14 protein-coding genes are annotated in these 17,825 nt (G+C 47.0%); 8 read left to right on the plus strand and 6 right to left on the minus strand.

Translation table 11 applies throughout. The features are described 5' to 3' along the window. Window positions 1-41 precede the first annotated feature (41 nt). On the minus strand, window positions 42-2,087 hold the full coding sequence (locus tag QT716_RS11860) for a prolyl oligopeptidase family serine peptidase (RefSeq protein ID WP_317936277.1): 2,046 nt from the start codon (window positions 2,085-2,087) through the stop codon (window positions 42-44). Between the two features lie 332 nt (window positions 2,088-2,419). Between QT716_RS11860 and QT716_RS11865 the strand changes: the two genes are divergently transcribed. Continuing rightward, entirely contained in the window at window positions 2,420-3,244 is an 825-nt protein-coding gene (locus QT716_RS11865) for a 5'-methylthioadenosine/adenosylhomocysteine nucleosidase (protein ID WP_317936278.1), read from the plus strand. A 307-nt stretch (window positions 3,245-3,551) separates the two neighbouring features. On the opposite strand, the gene QT716_RS11870 is transcribed toward QT716_RS11865, so the two are convergent. Further along, window positions 3,552-4,487, minus strand: a complete 936-nt coding sequence (locus tag QT716_RS11870) for a DeoR family transcriptional regulator (protein ID WP_317936279.1) — start codon at window positions 4,485-4,487, stop codon at window positions 3,552-3,554. Window positions 4,488-4,699: 212 nt separating this feature from the next. Between QT716_RS11870 and QT716_RS11875 the strand changes: the two genes are divergently transcribed. Further along, a complete protein-coding gene (locus tag QT716_RS11875) occupies window positions 4,700-5,359 on the plus strand; it encodes a sunset domain-containing protein (RefSeq protein ID WP_317936381.1) in 660 nt (219 codons plus the stop codon). Window positions 5,360-5,474: 115 nt separating this feature from the next. Here QT716_RS11875 and QT716_RS11880 read toward each other — a convergent pair whose 3' ends face one another. The 4 genes from QT716_RS11880 to QT716_RS11895 all read right to left on the minus strand — a co-directional run bounded on the left by QT716_RS11880 (window position 5,475) and on the right by QT716_RS11895 (window position 10,685). Beyond that, the gene (locus QT716_RS11880) at window positions 5,475-6,587 is read right to left on the minus strand and encodes a mandelate racemase/muconate lactonizing enzyme family protein (RefSeq protein ID WP_317936280.1); all 1,113 of its coding nucleotides are present in this window, start codon (window positions 6,585-6,587) and stop codon (window positions 5,475-5,477) included. Then, a complete protein-coding gene (locus QT716_RS11885) occupies window positions 6,584-7,744 on the minus strand; it encodes a M20 metallopeptidase family protein (protein WP_317936281.1) in 1,161 nt (386 codons plus the stop codon). Before QT716_RS11885 ends, QT716_RS11880 begins: the two co-directional genes overlap by 4 nt. 21 nt (window positions 7,745-7,765) lie before the next feature. Continuing rightward, complete coding sequence (locus tag QT716_RS11890) at window positions 7,766-9,163, minus strand: YfcC family protein (RefSeq protein WP_317936282.1); 1,398 nt, start codon at window positions 9,161-9,163, stop codon at window positions 7,766-7,768. A gap of 223 nt (window positions 9,164-9,386) precedes the next feature. Next, complete coding sequence (locus QT716_RS11895) at window positions 9,387-10,685, minus strand: hypothetical protein (protein WP_317936283.1); 1,299 nt, start codon at window positions 10,683-10,685, stop codon at window positions 9,387-9,389. A 258-nt stretch (window positions 10,686-10,943) separates the two neighbouring features. On the opposite strand from QT716_RS11895, the gene QT716_RS11900 reads away from it, so the two are divergent. From QT716_RS11900 to QT716_RS11925, 6 genes are all read left to right on the plus strand, one after another. Then, on the plus strand, window positions 10,944-12,569 hold the full coding sequence (locus QT716_RS11900) for a helix-turn-helix domain-containing protein (RefSeq protein ID WP_317936284.1): 1,626 nt from the start codon (window positions 10,944-10,946) through the stop codon (window positions 12,567-12,569). Window positions 12,570-12,658: 89 nt separating this feature from the next. After that, a complete protein-coding gene (locus tag QT716_RS11905; protein WP_317936285.1) occupies window positions 12,659-14,107 on the plus strand; it encodes an aldehyde dehydrogenase family protein in 1,449 nt (482 codons plus the stop codon). A gap of 45 nt (window positions 14,108-14,152) precedes the next feature. Next, entirely contained in the window at window positions 14,153-15,034 is an 882-nt protein-coding gene (locus QT716_RS11910; RefSeq protein ID WP_317936286.1) for an NAD(P)-dependent oxidoreductase, read from the plus strand. A gap of 39 nt (window positions 15,035-15,073) precedes the next feature. Then, a complete protein-coding gene (locus QT716_RS11915) occupies window positions 15,074-15,874 on the plus strand; it encodes a DUF3100 domain-containing protein (protein WP_317936287.1) in 801 nt (266 codons plus the stop codon). Beyond that, a complete protein-coding gene (locus QT716_RS11920) occupies window positions 15,874-16,326 on the plus strand; it encodes a hypothetical protein (protein WP_317936288.1) in 453 nt (150 codons plus the stop codon). The genes QT716_RS11915 and QT716_RS11920 overlap by 1 nt, the downstream gene beginning before the upstream one ends. A 160-nt stretch (window positions 16,327-16,486) precedes the next feature. Then, window positions 16,487-17,782 carry a Zn-dependent hydrolase gene (locus QT716_RS11925; protein ID WP_317936289.1) on the plus strand — a complete coding sequence of 432 codons (1,296 nt, stop codon included), beginning with the start codon at window positions 16,487-16,489 and terminating at the stop codon, window positions 17,780-17,782. Window positions 17,783-17,825: the final 43 nt, after the last annotated feature.

Genomic DNA, 17,825 nt, shown 5'->3' on the forward strand with positions numbered 1-17,825 from the left:
ACCCTCAAGCGGTATTGTGAGGGTGGTCTTTCGTTCGTCACTTATGAAAACATGCCCAGTCCTTCATAGAGGAATGTATAGATATCGGTGTGTTCTTCGATGAGCTTCACAGTTGGTTTGCCTAATCCATGTCCAGCATCCTTTTCGATCCGTAGAAGGATAGGGGCATCGCCGGCCTGCGCTTCCTGCAGGGCGGCCGCATATTTTTTCGAGTGCAAGGGAACAACGCGGTCATCCGTATCTCCTGTTGTGATCAGGGTGGCAGGGTACAACTGTCCGTCCTTGATGTTATGGATCGGTGAATAAGCGTAAATCGTTTTGAAGTGTTCCGCATCCGTTTCCGCATTCCCGAATTCCGAAGTCCAGAAGCGGCCGACGGTGAAGTGCTGGTATCGCAACATGTCGGTGACGGGCACTTGGCAGATGATGACACGGAATAGATCAGGCCGCTGGTTCATGCAGGCCGCCACCAAAAGTCCGCCGTTGCTTCCGCCCATGATCGCGAGCTTGGAAGGGTTCGTATAGCCATTACCGATCAGCCATTCAGCAGAGGCGATGAAATCATCGAATACTTGCTGTTTCCGCTCGAACGTCCCCGCCTGGTGCCAATCCTCCCCGTACTCTCCGCCGCCTCTGATATTCGCCACGGCATAGATGCCCCCGTCTTCTATGAACATCGCGTTCGACGCGGAATAGGCAGGTGTCATGCTGATGTTGAACCCGCCATATCCATACAGCAGGACCGGGGTGTCGCGAGTGAGTTGGAGATCCTTCCGGTGTGTGATGAACATCGGAACTTCTGTCCCATCAGAGGAAGGATAGAACACTTGCTTCGTTTCATATACCGAACGATCCAGCGCTCCTTCCGGTGAAAAGACGGTTTCCAAGGACTTCGTATTGAAGTCGTATCGCGCAACCGTTGTGGGACTTAAATACGAAGTGTAACTGATGAACATCTCCTGCTGCTCTTTGTTCACGGAGACATTCGTCACTGTGATCACTTCGGGCAAGTCCAGCTTGCCGATGACGTCACCGGACAGTGTATACAGCTGTACATGATCTTTGACATCTTGCAAATAGACGTTGGCGAACTGTTCGTCGATCAGCTTCGTGAAGGACATGACGCCTTCCTGTTCCGGGATGACATCTGTCCAGTTTTCCCCTTCCGGCTTGCTGATATCGATGGCGGAAATCTTTCCGTTTGCGGCATCCTTATTCGTGTAGATGTAGAAGATGGGACCTTTATTTCCTATGAACGAATAGTATGCATCATCAGCGTCCGCAAGCGGGATGAATCCGTCTTCGCTGTCGATCGGACGGTAATACAGCTGACTCTTGTTGGCGGTGCCTCTCCAAGACTGCAGGATCAAGTACTTGTAATCGTCCGAAACCACGGCGCCAAATGCGAGTTCTTTATCATCGAGGGACTCATGGATCAGTTTGTCTTCTGTCTGGTCAGTACCGACGACGTGGAAGTAGAGACGGTTGTAGTTGCTTTCATCCACCGGATTCACACTGCCGGCGTCCGGATAGCGGCTGTAATAGAAGCCGGTCCCGTCTTCAACCCATGCCAGGCTGCTGAATTTACAGCGGGTGATCGTTTCAGGATACTCCGCGTGCGTCTCCATATTACGAATCCTGATCTCCTGCCAGTCACTGCCGTTTTCCGAAAGGGCATAGGCTAGCAGATTGCCATCCTTATTGAAGGAGATGTTGGTCAGGGCCGTGGTCCCGTCAGCATTCAGTTTGTTCGGATCGATCACCACTTCAGGGGACGGATCGGTTAACGTCTTGGCGCGATAGAAGACAGGCTGATTCTGCAGTCCGTCATTCTTTTGGAAATAGTAATAGTCCCCTTCTTTCTGCGGAACAAAATACTTTTCGTAATTCCAATGCTGGGAGAGTTTCCGGCCGATCTCTTTCCTTTCGGGAATTGCATTGAAATACTCTTGGGTCTTGGCGGTCTGCTGTTCATCCCATTGTTTGGTTTCGGGGCTTCCATCCTCCTCAAGCCATCGGAATGGATCTTCGACAATCGTTCCATGGTAATTGTCCGTAACGATGCGTGCCTCTTTTTCAGTTTTCATCCTGTGAACGCTCCCTTGTCTATAGAAGTGTAAAAACTCTTACCATCTATAATCCTATGCAAGTTTCGTGCCCGCTTTCATGCAGGAACTATAATCTGCCAACCAGCTGCATATAGACTATTTAAATAGGATTCCATATATGGGGAATAAACCCTTTTATAAATCGGATATCTCCAATATATTTCCATTGGAAGCTCAGGAAAGCCAACATCTTTGCAAAACGGGTTGCATCTCCCGGAGTCTCCCTTTATACTAACTTAATTGACGAACGATATTCTATAAAACGTTATCTATTGTTCGTAATTAAAACGAATTTGGAGGAATCTCTATCAATGAGACATAAACTGAACCTTGCAATCTTAACAATGGTGATTCTTGCAATTTCCGCTTTGGCGGGATGCTCAGCAAGTGAACCGAAAGCGGAAGCGAATGATGAACCCACCGAAAAACGGGTGATCGGCATCATCGGCGCGATGTTGGAAGAAGTGGAAATCCTCCGCGACAAGATGGAAATCGAGAAGACGGAAACAGCAGCAGGGATGGAATTCTATAAGGGCACACTGGATGGCGAGAACATCGTTCTGGTCCAATCGGGTGTCGGAAAAGTGAATGCGGCAGCATGTACGCAAGTGCTCGTCGATCATTTCAAAGTGGATTATCTGATCAATTCAGGTGTTGCAGGCGGTCTGAGTCCGGATGTTACGATCGGGGACATCGTGATTTCAACAGACGCGGTGCAGCACGACGTGGACATCACTGCATTCGGAGAGAAACCGGGAGTGATTTCCCGCATGGATACAAGTGTATTTGAAGCGGACGACAAACTGATCGGCCTCGCGCAGGCTTCTGCAGAAGGACTAGACTCGGATATCCATGTTGTTCAAGGAAGAATTGCAAGCGGCGACCAATTCATTGCGAGCCCCGAGAAGAAGGACTGGATCACAGAGACGTTCTCGCCAGCTGCAGTAGAAATGGAAAGCGCTGCAATCGCGCACGTGGCCCATTTGAACAGCGTTCCATTCGTCATCATCCGTTCGATCTCGGATGACGCAAGCGGTGAAGCAGAGATGAAATATGACGACTTCATCAAGAAAGCGGCTGAAAACGCCAGCCGGATGATCGAAGAGATGATCAAAGGCGCTGACGCGAACTTGTAAAGTTTCCGAATCAGCTGAACGAAACCATTTGGATTGCAGGCAAACTCCGGAAACCAGGGGATTTGCCTGCAATCTTTTTTGTCGTGGAATTAATGGCGCGAAAGCTGTTTTCCGCTGTGAGCGATCGCTTTACAAGGAGCATGCCTTCAGCCAGTCGAACCCCGAAGAAGTAGATTTTTTATATTCCATAGCTTTTACAGAAGGTAAGGCAGCCCGATGCTCCTATCGCTGCGCTTATTCCGGTGCCGCCACTAGTTGCTGATTCCACCTGAACTGAACCCCGGCTGTTCGTATTTGAAGACGGAGGTCACCAAACGGAGAAACTTGCCAATCGCATTTCGATGAATCTCCGGATTGCCGAGTTTTTGATGAAACGTTGTGCACGGCAGTTAACCACTGAATGTGAATCCATCCGGAAGAGCCCCGTAGTTTCAGCATAGGAGGGCTTTCGTGCTGGGTAGATAATATCATCGACAGATACCGAATATTCCTGATAGATGTCCTTGAACAGCGCCTCGCAAATCACTTCCCGCAGCACGCCGTTGAAATAGCCGGGCAAATTGCGGATTTCCTTTTTCTTTGTCGCCATCACCGCGATATGCATTGCTTGATACGCCAAATCCTCGAACAACTCCTCTTTCCCTTTGTAGATATCGAACTTCAACATCATCCCGGACAGTGCTTTATGGATCCCGAAAAACTTTCGTGCATTTGTAGAATCGCCAATGAACGCAAGAAGGGATTTCATTTTCCCGAATAATGTTGTGGATAACTTTTCTGCCGCAGGCGGAGACCTCTTTATAAGATCTAAAAGAATTTTAGATTTAGAGAAAGAAGGTTCCTTTCCGGAAAAGGACTTCGAAACCTTGGCCAGATCCGCTTTTACCGGGGCTGGTCCAGTGGCCATTTTCCCCTGGTCAATAACAGGAAGAATGGCGTAAATGTTTGCGCCGAGACCGCTCATGACCAGACGTACATAATGGATGCGCTCGATGATCTGTAGGTTTTCCAGCTTGCGGAGGGTGCGGCGCACTGTGGAATTCGACAGTCCCAATTTCTGTTCGAGCGTTTCATGTTTCAAATGGGCGGCCAAGTATTTCACGGAATAGCAGCGGATCATCTCAAGAACAGCCCGGTCCGTTTTGTTCATCGCATTCCAATGGATGTCCGTATGGATTCTCGCGGCTGCGTCCATTTCCTCTTTTGTTTTGAAGTTTACGTAACTTGATAGGTAGTGTGTCATTTGTATTCCCCCTTTTTCCTCTATATAGAGCGTGGGGAAGGAAAGATGGACAGGGGAGACAAGAATGGGTCACTTAACAAAACGTTGGATTTCCCTGAAACACGCAAAGGAACTGGTACATTTGTTTTATTAAATAGATAAATAATGGTATCTGTTCCAGTTAATATTGAGGAACAGGAAGGGAGAGAATTAAAATCGGATTTTTCGGGTTGATGACATTATTAATAGTGTGTAGGTACTTTTTGAAAAGGAAAGCCATACGAGTTAAAGCAATCTCATTATCTTTATCTGTATTTGCTTTGGCAGCCCTTGTATCTGGGTGTGGGGCGGAAGATACCTCAAATCAGCAGAACTTGGAAATGAGTTCCAAGACTTCCACCCTTATTGAAGACAATAAAGAATTGAAATCGGAGTTGCTTGCAATAGAGTCCGAATTGCAGGAAGTGCAAAAGGTTTCAAATGGACAGGCCAAGGAACTAAAGTTGGTTAAAGAGGATATACGTTCAAAGGAAAAAGAAATCTCAGGTTTCAATGCGACAATCGAAACCTTGAAAAATAAAACCGATACATTGATGGCTACGGTCACTGAGAAAGACGTGGTTATTAATAAAATGAATGAACAGTCAGCAAGCGCAGCTTCCTCTAGCGCCAGCGATTCTACAAGTACATCAACCACATCACCAAGTACTCAAACGAGTGCGCAAAATTCTTCTTCAAGTTCATCGCAAACAGATTGTGACATAAAGGGGAGTAATTCTGGGATTTATCATACTCCGGGAAGCACTTATTACAACCGTACAACAAATGTCGCTAGATGGTTTTGTAGCGCAGAGGAAGCCGAAGCCGCAGGTTATAGGGCTCCTAAACGTTGATTAGTATTTTAATATAAGGAAAGGTTAGCGAGAACACCGTTTCCGTTTTCACGTACACCTGAAAAACAAAACTCCCGTGATAAGCATCCTTATCACGGGAGTTTCTGCATTCGGGTCATTGTGCGATTTTCACGTAGTTGCTCGTGAGCTTTTCAAGTACCGATTCATCTACATCGATACCGAGACCCGGCTCCTCACTGAGATGGACGAACGGGACTTGGATATCCAACGTGGCGATATCTTCGCTGAACATGAGAGGGCCGGCGAGCTCATTGCTTTTGATGCGTTTTTTTGCCAATGAAATATGCAGGCCAGCAGCTGAGGCGATAGCGGATTCCACCATGGAACCGACTTGGCAAGTATAGCCCGCCAGTTCAGCCTGATGGACGAGCTGGGTTGCGGGATAGAGGCCGCCGCACTTCATCAGCTTGATGTTGATCATATCCACTGCACGTTTCACGGTGATTTCATTCATTTCCTGCTTGCCATGCAGCCCTTCGTCGATCATGACGGGGACGGTTGCTTTCTGTTTGATTTCCTTTAGGCCGTCTATATCGGAAGCGATGACAGGCTGTTCAATCCAGTCGATCTCACATTCCTTGATGCGGTCAAGGACGTACATGGAATCCGCTGTCGTCTCCCATCCTTGGTTGGCATCCACTTTCAGTGAAATATCGAATCCGACTGCTTGACGGACAGCCCGAATACGTTCGATATCGATCCGCTTATCTGTTCCGACTTTCAATTTCAGGATCCGGTATCCTTCCCGGACCGCCTGTTCCGCTTCCTTCGCCATCTCTTCAGGAGAAAGGATGCTGATGACTTTTGGCAGTTCCAGATGATCATGATAGCGACCGCCCAGCAAGTTATAGACCGGCTGGCCAGCGGCTTTTCCCATCAGGTCATAACAGGCGATATCCAGTGCCGCTTTTGCGGTGGTGGCGCCGAAAATGATTTTGTCCATCTTGTCATGGATCTTTTCGATATCGAACGGATTCTCGCCCAAAATGGCAGGCGCCAGCATTTTTTCAATCGCGGCGAATGTGCCTTCCCACGTTTCTCCGGTCACATGCTCATCAGGCGTACCTTCCCCGTATCCGACGAGGCCGTTAACCGTCGTCACTTTCACAACGATCGACGGCATGTCGTGATACGTATGGTAGCTGATGATGAACGGGGTGATGAGCGGTAAACGGATGGCGAATATTTCAACAGATGCGATTTTCATGCAGTTGCCTCCTTCGAATAGTCAAGCAAGCTTTTCGTGAATAATTCGATTCCTACAGCGATCATGTCTTCATCGATATCGAACTTCGGGTGATGATGGCCATAAGGATGACCTTCCTTACCGATCCCTATGAAGATGTAGGACGATGGAATCTCGGTCGAATAGTAAGCGAAGTCCTCGCTTCCCATGATCCCGTCGATCCGCTGGACATTCTCTGTTCCTATCAATTCCTGCGCTTTCGACTCCATGAAGTCCGTGAGCTTCGCGTCATTGAACAAAGGCGGATCGCCGTGCGTGTAATTCAGCTCATAAGCAGCGCCATGTGCCTGGCAGATCCCTTCTATGATGGCTTCCATCCGGCTGCGTATCTCTTTTGACGTTTCCGTATTGAAATACCGGACTGTCCCTGAAGCGACCGCTGTATCCGGAATGATGTTGTAATTGGAACCGGAATGCAATTCCCCGATGCTTACGACCGCCTCTTCGCTCGGTGTCAGGCTCCTGCTCACTATGGATTGCAGGGACGTGATGATCGTTGAAATGATCAGCGTCGGATCGATTGTCTGCTGCGGCATCGATCCGTGTCCGCCTTTTCCTTTGATGGTGATGGAGAAGCGGTCCGCACCCGCCATCGTAGGACCTTGCCGTACGCCGATCATGCCGGACGGGATAGGCTGCCACAGATGATAGCCGAAGATCGCATCCATCTCTTCCAATAGATTTGCTGCAACGAGCTCCGTAGCCCCGCCAGGTAATTCTTCTTCCGCATGCTGGAACACGAGAAGGATGGTGCCGTGCAAGTCTGCCGTTTTAGTGGATAAAACCTTCGCAATCCCTAATAGGATCGCCATATGCCCATCATGTCCGCACGCATGCATGATACCCGCATTCTCTGATGAGAACGGAAGGCCGGTCTCTTCTTTGATCGGCAGGGCGTCCATGTCGGACCGGATCCCGATCACTTTCCCTTCATGGGTCCCTTTAATGACCCCGATGACGTCTTTGCCCGTCAAAGAGTACGTTTCAATTCCCATCTGTTCAAGCTGCTGTTTCACATAGGCTCTTGTCTCCCGTTCCTTATGGGACAGTTCGGGATGCTGATGTAAATAGCGCCGCTGGCCAATGGCCCAGTCGACTAATTCTGTAGTTGGTTCCATAGTGAATTCCCTCCAAGAAAGTTATGAAAAATGGATCAGGTGGGCAATCGTGACAAAGATTGCACCAAGTGTATAGTGAATGAGGATGAGCGGGAAGATCCACTTCACCCATTTCGACCAAGGCACTCTTGCAAGCGCGAGACCCGCCATGAAGTACCCGGACGTCGGACTGAAGATATTGGAGATGCCATCCCCGAATTGGAAAGCGAGCACAGCGGTTTGCCGTGTCACTCCGACCAAGTCTGAAAGCGGTGCCATTATCGGCATCGTCAACGCAGCTTGACCGCTACCTGAAGGAACGATGAAGTTCAGCGCGCATTGGACGACATACATTCCGAATGCCGCTAAGACGGATGGAAGGTTTCCGATTACGGATGAGAACCCGTACAGCACCGTATCCATGATCCCGCCGTCTTGTAAGACGACCAAAATTGCATTCGCAACTCCGACGACGAGCGCGCCCATCACGAGCACCCGGCATCCTTCGATGAACGATTCGGCAATTGAATCGAAACTCATCTTCGCAACAATCCCCATCGCGATTCCCATAAGTAGGAAGAGACCCGCGATTTCAGTCAGATACCATTCGAACTTAATGACGCCGACTGCAAGCCCGACCAGTGTAGCGAGCAGAATTAGGAAAATGATCTTGTGGCGCGTTGTCATTTCTTCCAGTGTCGCCGTGTCGCCGGATTCCTGTTCAGTGCCGTATAAGACGCTCTTCGTCGGATCGGCTTTGACTTTCTTCGCATAGCGCATCACATACCAAATGCTGACGCTCAAGAAAATCACCCATAAAACGATACGGAAACCAAGTCCGGAGAAGATAGGGATCTCTGCAATCCCTTGTGCCACACCGACTGTAAACGGATTCATAAATGCCGCAGTAAATCCAGCAGATGTCCCTAGCAGAACGATGGCGGCGCCGACCATGGAATCATAGCCGATCAATGCCATCAGAGGAACCAGGATCGTGATGTATGGGATGGTTTCCTCAGCTAAGCCCAGCATAGCACCGGACAATGCGAAGAACGTCATCAGAATAGGAATGAGCCAATACTCTTTTCCAGACATCTTTCTGGAGATGGTGCCGACTGCGCCTGAAATAGCGCCAGTGGCATGGAGGATACCAAACGAACCTCCGACGATGAAGATGTAAAAGATGATTCCGGCCGAGTTCAACATCCCTTTATGTATGGATTGAAAGATGCCCAAGAAACTAGTAGGGTTCGCATCGACCGTGTGGTAAGTCCCGTCCACGACGATAGTGCGATTGTTTTCATCCACAACGGTGTCATACTGGCCGGCCGGGACGATATACGTGGCAATGGAAGCGATGATGATCACAGAAAACAAAATGACAAAGACGTGAGGTACTTTGAATTTCCTCTTTTCCTTCAACTTTTCTGGCTTATCCATGGGATTCCCCCTAACAAATTTTGAACGTCGCTATACAGACGCTAACTTAAATGTATTGTACGAGGGAGGTTGTCAGAAGTCAACAAGTATTTAGATAATTTTTAATAGAAGGCTTTTTTATATAGACTGCCAGCTTGCTTCTTGCTATACGGGCTTGGTGCAGAAAAAAACTATGGAAGCCATGTCTACTAGGACGATGACAACCCATAGTTCATTAGGGGTATTAGGGAAGATCCAGCCGATAGACGGATCGCGGACGGCCATTCTGATGAGGGTGTTCCTCCCCGATGACTTTCAACCAGCCGGCATCCATATACTTTTTCAGCATCCGTTCCGCGCTGCGGCGGGTGATGCCGAAATAATCGACGATATCCCCTGATGTGATACGGTTGACGGGTCTGGATTTCAGGAACTGCATCATCTTGATCATATTCGGGACACTGACTTTTGCGGTTTTCGCCAAATGGATGACACGTTCGTCTTCGGTGGACAGCACTTGGTCTGCCATCTCCACTTGAGGATTAATGACCGTTTTGTCTTCCGTCACAACGATGAAATAATGTCCTTTTTCTTTCTCTGTGAAGGATAAGGCGATTGCTGCATTTTTCTTCGCTTCTACAATGGTCATCCCGAAACCGGTGCCGATATGGATGACGATCGATAACTCATTGGCAAGCTTGAGGAGGGGAGCCATCAATCCGGAATTTCCCATCAGGAATTCAACGCTCCCCTTCGTACTGAACGACTCGAATGAGGCGGGCCCCACTTTCTGCAGCGAACCGTTCATCTGTTTCGCAATCCCTTGCAGCCCATTTAGGATAGGTTCCATCTGTTCTTGAGCCGGTTCTGTATGACCATCATGAGTGATGGAGATTGTACTGACAGCGACTTGGGACAGCTGTGTCTTCAATAGAATGCCAGCCTGCTTCGCCTCGTTCAATGCATCCAGAACGGTTTTTTCGGCATCCACCATCCGCATGCAGGGAATCCCGAGCTGGACCAATTGATCATATACGGAGTGGATGCTTGTGATGGCAAGACTGGTCTTTCCGGCATCCCATAACTCTGCATGGAATTGAAGAAGCGGGGCCGTTTCAAAAGTGCGGGCACGCTCTGTTTTAATCCAGGAAAAGTCCCGTATGTAGGTTGGTTTGGGCATGATCTGCAGCTGGTCAATAATGATATCCAGCTTTTTACGATCAGGCAGATCCATGGATATACGGTCCAACGCAGTCAGGTTATGGTGAATTACGGTTAACAGTGTCAAAGAGACATTCAATTCGTTATCTTCGATATAGACTGCGGGTTTATCGAATTCTCCTAAAAGATTCTCTGCATGTACGTATGAAAGAATTCCTGAAAAAAAGTAAACGTCACAGTGGATGGCTTGGGACAGCAGCCTTTCTATATCCGAAATGGAGTGATAGAGGAATGGCTGAATCTCGATCCCAACGATCTGATGCGCATGCTGCTGTACCAAACTGACGGTCTCTTCGGAACCGAACACGGCGATTCTAATCACTTTCTTACACCTCCAAGTAAACAAGGATCCGGTTTCAGGCAATCGCTAGTTCTTTGTCAATTATCTCTTATTGTACATGGATTTTAACGAATAGGTGCAACTTTCGTTCGGGATATGGATTAGGACAGCGGGGATAGGAGAGGTGGGGAAAGGAGAAGAACGGGCGGAAAAATAGATTTAGTGAAATATGGATTACCTTGAGATAAAGATGTAATTATCGGATAATTGAATAATTGGAGAGCTTAAAGGGGTGGAGAAATGCTGGCAAAACTCGAAATGGATTTATATAAAGCGAATAAGCTATTAGAAATCAATAAGATGCTTACCCAATCACTGCAGCTGGACGAAATTCTGCATAACGTTGTTCAGGCAGCTAGTGAACTAGTGGAAGTGGCTGATGTGATCATTATCTATTTGTACGATGAAGATACAAAAACGCTTCGTTTTGCCAAAGGGGAAGGAGTTCAAGAAGAGGCTTTGTCACGTGTTGCATTTGCTGAAGGGGAATCGATTACGGGGAAAGTGTTCGTTCATCGACAGGCAAAGTTGTTCACAACGCGTGTGGAAATTGAAGAGCATATGGAAAATATGACAGATCAGAATGCACGTCATTACTATGAAGGGGTGCATCAACGCCAAGTGAAGAGCACGTTTTGTGTGCCCATTTTAAACAAAGATCGCTGTTTAGGCGTAGTTGTCGTTAATAGTTACAAGCAAGATAGCATTTTCACTGCAGAAGATATGAATGTCATCGAAGTTGTGGCGGGGCAAAGTGCCATTGCGATTGATAATGCGAAAGTGTATGAGCATCTGCAGCAAAAAAATACATTACTGGAGAAATCGATTTCGATACATAACACATTCTATCAAATGATAATTGAAGGCCGTGGGATTGAAACGGTTCTATCGTTACTGCAGAAAATGATTGGTTCTAAAGTCGGTTATCACAGCTACTTGGAGGGGATGAAAGAGGAACACTTCTTCCCGATTCGAAAAGGGGTCGATACGTTAGGATTTCTATCGTTCCTACAGCCGTTTGAGCAGTTTAATGAAATGGAGAAAATTACAATTGAGCAGGCGAGTTTGTCGATCGCACTGGAATTGATAAAAGAAAATGCGTTGTATGAAAAAGAGATCCATTTCAGAGAACAAGTGTTTAATCAGTTGTTGGAAGGAATATCGGGCAGGGAATTGGATGCGGCTCTCCACTATGTGAATTGGCGGACCGATACGCGTGTGCAGTGCTTAATAATTGAAGGGAATCAGAAGCCTTTGTGGAAAGTCGATCACTTAGTGGACAAGGAACGGTTAATAAAGTCGGTGGAACAGAGATTGCGGGTTAAACAAGTAGCCCCTTTACTCTTTGCACGTGCGTTTCAGCTGATTGTTATTCTCCCAACAAGTTCGGAACAACCCGCACAAGAGCTGCTTCGAAGCATTCGACAAATTTGGTCAGATGACACAGATAACATTTATGGGATTGGCCGGGAAACGACGATTCAGGAATTGTCCGTCTCATACAAAGAAGCGAAGCGATCTGTTGGCTATGCAAAGCGTTATAAGATTCCAGTTGTCGAGTATTCTATGCTTGGATTGGAACGTTTGCTTTGTGAAGTGGACCAAGAGCTGCTAGAACGGTATATGCACGATAAGCTGCATCGGCTGCAAACGGCGGATACGGCTTTAATCCACACTGTGAAGCTGTTCATCAGATCGAATCGAAATCAGAAGCAGACGGCGAAAGAATTACATGTGCACCCGAACACACTGTATTACCGCTTAAAAAAGACGGAGGAGTTATTAGGAATCGACTTTTCGAATGAAAAAGATTGGATGGACTTTGTCATTGCGTTCCGAATCTATGTGGAGCTCCATGAAAAGTAGGGAAGATATTTGTTTGTCCCCACATATAACTATTCTATAGTTTGATTTATCATAATAGATAGTTATTTAGTTTGAAAGGGGATGTATATGTGAGTACAACTTATCATAATTATATTAATGGGGAATGGATTTCGTCGAATACGAACGAAACGTATGCGAGCCTGAACCCAGCGAATCAAGATGTATTAGGATACTTTCAAAAGTCGAATGAAGACGATGTAGAGCTAGCGATCCAAGCTGCGGAAGATGCGTTTCCGAGTTGGGCGAATACGGCTGCGCCGACTCGCGGTGATGTGCTGTTTAACCTAATTCAGCTATTAGGTGAGCAGCAAGAAGAGCTGGCGACGATTATAACAAAAGAAGTCGGGAAGTCGTTCCGTGAAGCGAATGGGGAAGTTCGGAAAACGATTGAAGCGATGAAACAATTTAGTGGAGAAGCAACCCGGATGACAGGAGAAACGGTTCCGTCGCACGATTCGGGGATTTTTGCATATACAATTCGTGAACCGCTTGGCGTAGTCGGTGTGATTGCACCGTATAATTTTCCGCTTGGTATCGGAATCTGGAAGATTGCTCCTGCAATTATCGCAGGGAATACGGTGATTTTTAAGCCGGCGAGTAATACGTCTTTGATCAGCATTAAAATTATGGAGCTGTTTGAACAGGCGGGAGTTCCGGCAGGTGTTATTAATATGGTGACTGGACCTGGCGGTGTGATTGGGAACGCGATTGGCAGTCATGAAAAGATTAAAGCAGTGTCGTTTACTGGGTCTACGCAAGTCGGGCTTGCGTTAGGCAAAGCGGTGAGCGAGCGAGGAGCCAAGATGCAGGCGGAAATGGGCGGAAAGAATCCATCAATTGTGCTGGAAGATGCGAATCTCGATGAAACCGTAGAGAACCTAGTCATTAGTGGCTTCTTGGACAATGGACAGCGGTGTACAGGTACGAGTCGCTTGATTGTTCTCCGTTCCATTGCGGATGAATTGACGAAGAAACTTGTGGTGCGTGCACAAAAATTGAAGGTTGGGGACGGTTTTGCTGACGGTGTAGACAACGGACCTGTTGTCGATGAAGGTCAGTTGAATACGTATTTACATTACGTGAAATCAGCAATTGATGAAGGGGCAACACTGGAATGTGGCGGGAAGCAGTTAACGGAAGATGGATTAGAAAAAGGGTACTTTGTGGCGCCGACGTTATTTAGCGGTGTGACACAAGATATGACCATATTTAAAGAAGAGATCTTTGGTCCGGTTATGGCGATGACTGTCGTCGACACGTATGAGGAAGCGCTGGAAGTGGCCAATGATAGTGAATTCGGATTGTCTTCGACGATCTATACGAATGATTTGAATAAGGCATTTCATTTCATCCGCAATGTTGAATCGGGTGTGACACATGTAAATATCCCATCCAATTATTTTGAGAATCAGTATCCGTTTGGAGGAAAAAAGGCATCCAGTATTGGTCCGCGTGAGCAAGGTTCCACAACATTGGACTTCTGGACGGATTATAAGACGGTTTATATCCGACCGTAAAACGTAAAAATTCTTGAAGTAGATTGAATGATTGGAGGGGAAGTCATGCAGACGATTGGCGTTGTAGGATGTGGACTGATGGGGTACGGAATCGCAACAAACTTAGTCCGTAAAGGATATGAAGTGACGGTATACGATACGAATCCAGAAGCGGTACAGCGGGTTGTGAACGAAGGAGCGGCTGGTGCAGGTTCAGTTCCAGAATTAGCGAAATTTAGTGATGTGCTTATCTTGTCTTTGCCATCGACTGATTTAGTCGAGAACGTTTTACTGGAAGGGCGTGATGGAGCGTTACACCATTTGAAGGCTGGAGGTGCCGTGCTCGATATGAGTACGAATGACGTCGCGCGAACTAGAACTTTGGCGGAAGCCGCGGATGTTGTCGGGATTTCGTATTTTGACTGTCCTGTGAGCGGCGGACCAGCGGGTGCTAGTAAAGGATCCCTCACTATTATGGCAGGCGGAAGTGAGGAAAAGTTCCCTCATGTATCCTCAGTACTCGAAGCGATGGGAGAATACGTTGAATATATGGGACCAAGCGGATCTGGCCAAATCGTCAAGTTGTGTAACAACATGGTCGTTGGCGGAATCATTTCCTTGTTAGGAGAAGCGCTGCTAACTGGAGAGCGTGCAGGGATGTCGAAAGAAAAGTTAGCGAAACTGTTCCAAAAAGGATCGGGTCAAACGAAAGTGATGGAGGTATTCGGACCGAATATCATTCATGAAACATTTGACGATGTCACGTTTTCTCTTTCAAATATGTTGAAAGATTTAACACTCTATCGGAACTTAGCTGCCGGTGAAGGAATCCCGACGGTGATTAGTGATGCAGCGTATGAATTGTTTACTCGTGCAAGTGCAGAAGGCGCATACCACCGGGATTCCACGGCTGTGGCGGAATTGCTTGCACATGAACTCCATAGTTAAGTTAGGACAACGAAGGGACTTCATAAAGGGGGGATTCGGATGAATGGAAATGAAAATTCACTTGCTGGGATTTGGAAAGATTGGCGGCTGCATGCAATTGTACTCGGGATTGTCATTGTAACTGAACTAATTGGAACGTTTAAGATTCCTGTAGGACCTGGTGTTATTCTTTTACTGCCGATGCTGTATGCACTCGTTATTGGGTTGGGGCTCTTTTTCACACCAGTTGTGAAAGAGAAGCAATCGAAAAATGCAGAACCGCTCATCGTTCTTGGCGTTGCCTTATTGCTCGCGAAGATTGGAGTAATCATTGGACCGTCTTTACCCGAAGTAATCGCTGCAGGTCCAGCTCTTCTTTTACAGGAACTTGGGAACTTAGGAACGATTCTGATTGCGTTACCGGTTGCAATTTGGTTAGGACTGAAGCGTGAAGCAGTCGGAATGACTCACTCCATCGGCCGTGAACCGAACGTTGGTCTCATCATGGATAAATTCGGCATCAACTCTCCAGAAGGACGTGGGGTTATGGCGATGTATATTTTTGGTACAGTGTTCGGAGCAGTGTTTCTCGGACTCATCTCAGGATTACTTGCGACGCTTACACCGCTAAGTCCGCTGTCGTTTGCGATGGCATCAGGAGTCGGAAGTGGAAGTATGATGGCGGCTGCAAGTGGGTCGCTCATTGCGGCTTTCCCTGAACTTGAATCACAGATCGTTGCGTTTTCTGGAGCAAGTAACTTGCTGTCTCTTTCCACAGGTCTATGGGTAAGTATCTTCATCGGACTGCCGTTAACTGAAAAAATCTATGCACGCATGACTCGAAATAAGGAGGGCTACTGATGCTGAAAAATATTCAAGAGTGGGTATTGTTACTTGGGATTTTTGGCATCACTTCCTTAGTCGGGAACTGGGCAGGATATGATATCCTGCCGCTAGCAGCGGTACCAGGCATGATTATGCTTATTGTGATTTGTTTAGCAGGATTCATCTTAAAAGAGCTGATTCCTGTGAATTTCCCGAGCATCGCATATATCTCAATTATTGGAGTTATCGTGTCGATGCCATGGTTTCCAGGTTCAGAGAAGGTAGTGGAGTGGACAACAGAAGTACAGCTACTGGCACTTGCGACACCGATTTTAGCGTATGCTGGAATTGCGATCGGCCGTTCATGGACGGACTTTGTAAAGCTCGGATGGAAAACGATAGTCGTCGCAACACTTGTGATGCTCGGCACTTTTCTCGGGTCTGCAGTCATTGCTGAAATCATTCTCCGATTCCAAGGAATTATTTAACCTCATAAAAATGTACACAACCTGCTTCCGCGAATTTGCGGGCAGGTTTTTATCTGAAGTTACGAAAAAGAAATGATAAGAAAGACTTTTAAGGAAAATATGAGTTGAATTCATGATATAGTCAGTCTATTAATGTTTTTCAAAAAGAGGAGTGTCGCCGATGTCTTCATCGATGAACGTATTTGCAAAACTAACAACGGGGTATGATGAATCTTTATCACGCAGCGGGGTCAGCGGAATGAGAATGGCGGAACGATTGAGTGAGCTATCGGAAATTGGAAAGACGACTGAAGGTGGCGTGAATCGGCCAGGATTTTCATTTGAAGAAAAGCAAGCGAAGCAGTTGGTCATGTCTTGGATGGAAGAAGCCGGATTAGCTGTCACTGTCGACGGGGCAGGCAATGTGATCGGCAGAATGGCTGGTGTTACAGAAGGGAAAGCGATTTGTTCTGGTTCACACGTGGACAGCGTTCCGAACGGAGGCAATTTCGATGGACCTCTTGGGGTGATTGCTGCTTTGGAGGTGGCTGAAGCATGGAAAGAGACTGGGATTCAACCCGAAAAGCCATATGAGGTGATTATTTTCTCGGATGAAGAAGGCTCCCGATTTGGTGCTGGATTGACAGGAAGTCATGCTATGGCAGGTCATTTGGAAGAAAAGAATCCAAGCGAGCTGAAAGATTTCGATGGGAAATCGTTTGAAACTGTGATGGACGAGTATGGCAGTTCTCTCGAAGCGGTATGGGAAGCGAAACGGGACATGAGTGAAATTGAATTATTTGTTGAGTTACATATTGAACAAGGGAAGTTGCTAGAGAAAAATGGATTATCTGTTGGCGCGGTAAAAGGAATCGCCGGCCCCGTCTGGATGAATGTGACGTTTGAAGGTGAAGCAGGACATGCAGGTAATACGCCGATGGATGATCGAAGAGATTCTTTAGTTGCAGCGAGTCATTTCATCCACGCGATTGCATCGTTACCTAGAAAGTTTAGTGACACAGCAGTTGCGACCATCGGGAAGTTGAATGTCTATCCGAACGGCATCAATGTAATTCCTCAAAAGGTTGAGTTGACAGTAGATATCCGGGATATTCATAAGGATAAACGGGATGCTTTAGTGGAATCGATTATTGGGGCTGCACAAGTATCCGCGAGTGTTCATAATGTGGAAGTTGAATGTCAGCAAACATTGACGGTTGACCCGTTGCTCATTCCAGAGAAGTTGCTTTCTGATATGAAAGAGTCCATCGAGCAATTTGGCATGGAACCGATGGAATTAATGAGCGGAGCGGGGCATGACTCTATGGTGCTTGGCCGTGAAGTTCCTGCTGCAATGCTGTTTGTGCAAAGTAAAAAAGGGATCAGTCACAATCCGGAAGAGTGGACGGACTTAAATGACTGTGTGCTTGCTGTGCATGTATTAAAAGCGTTTATCGAAAAACAGATGACTGTTTAAGAGAAATAAAAATCATATAAAAACGACACGTCCGAAAAGAAAG

Origin of the sequence: Sporosarcina aquimarina (assembly GCF_033253705.1) — a bacterium.
GTDB classification, from domain to species: Bacteria; Bacillota; Bacilli; order Bacillales_A; family Planococcaceae; genus Sporosarcina; species Sporosarcina aquimarina.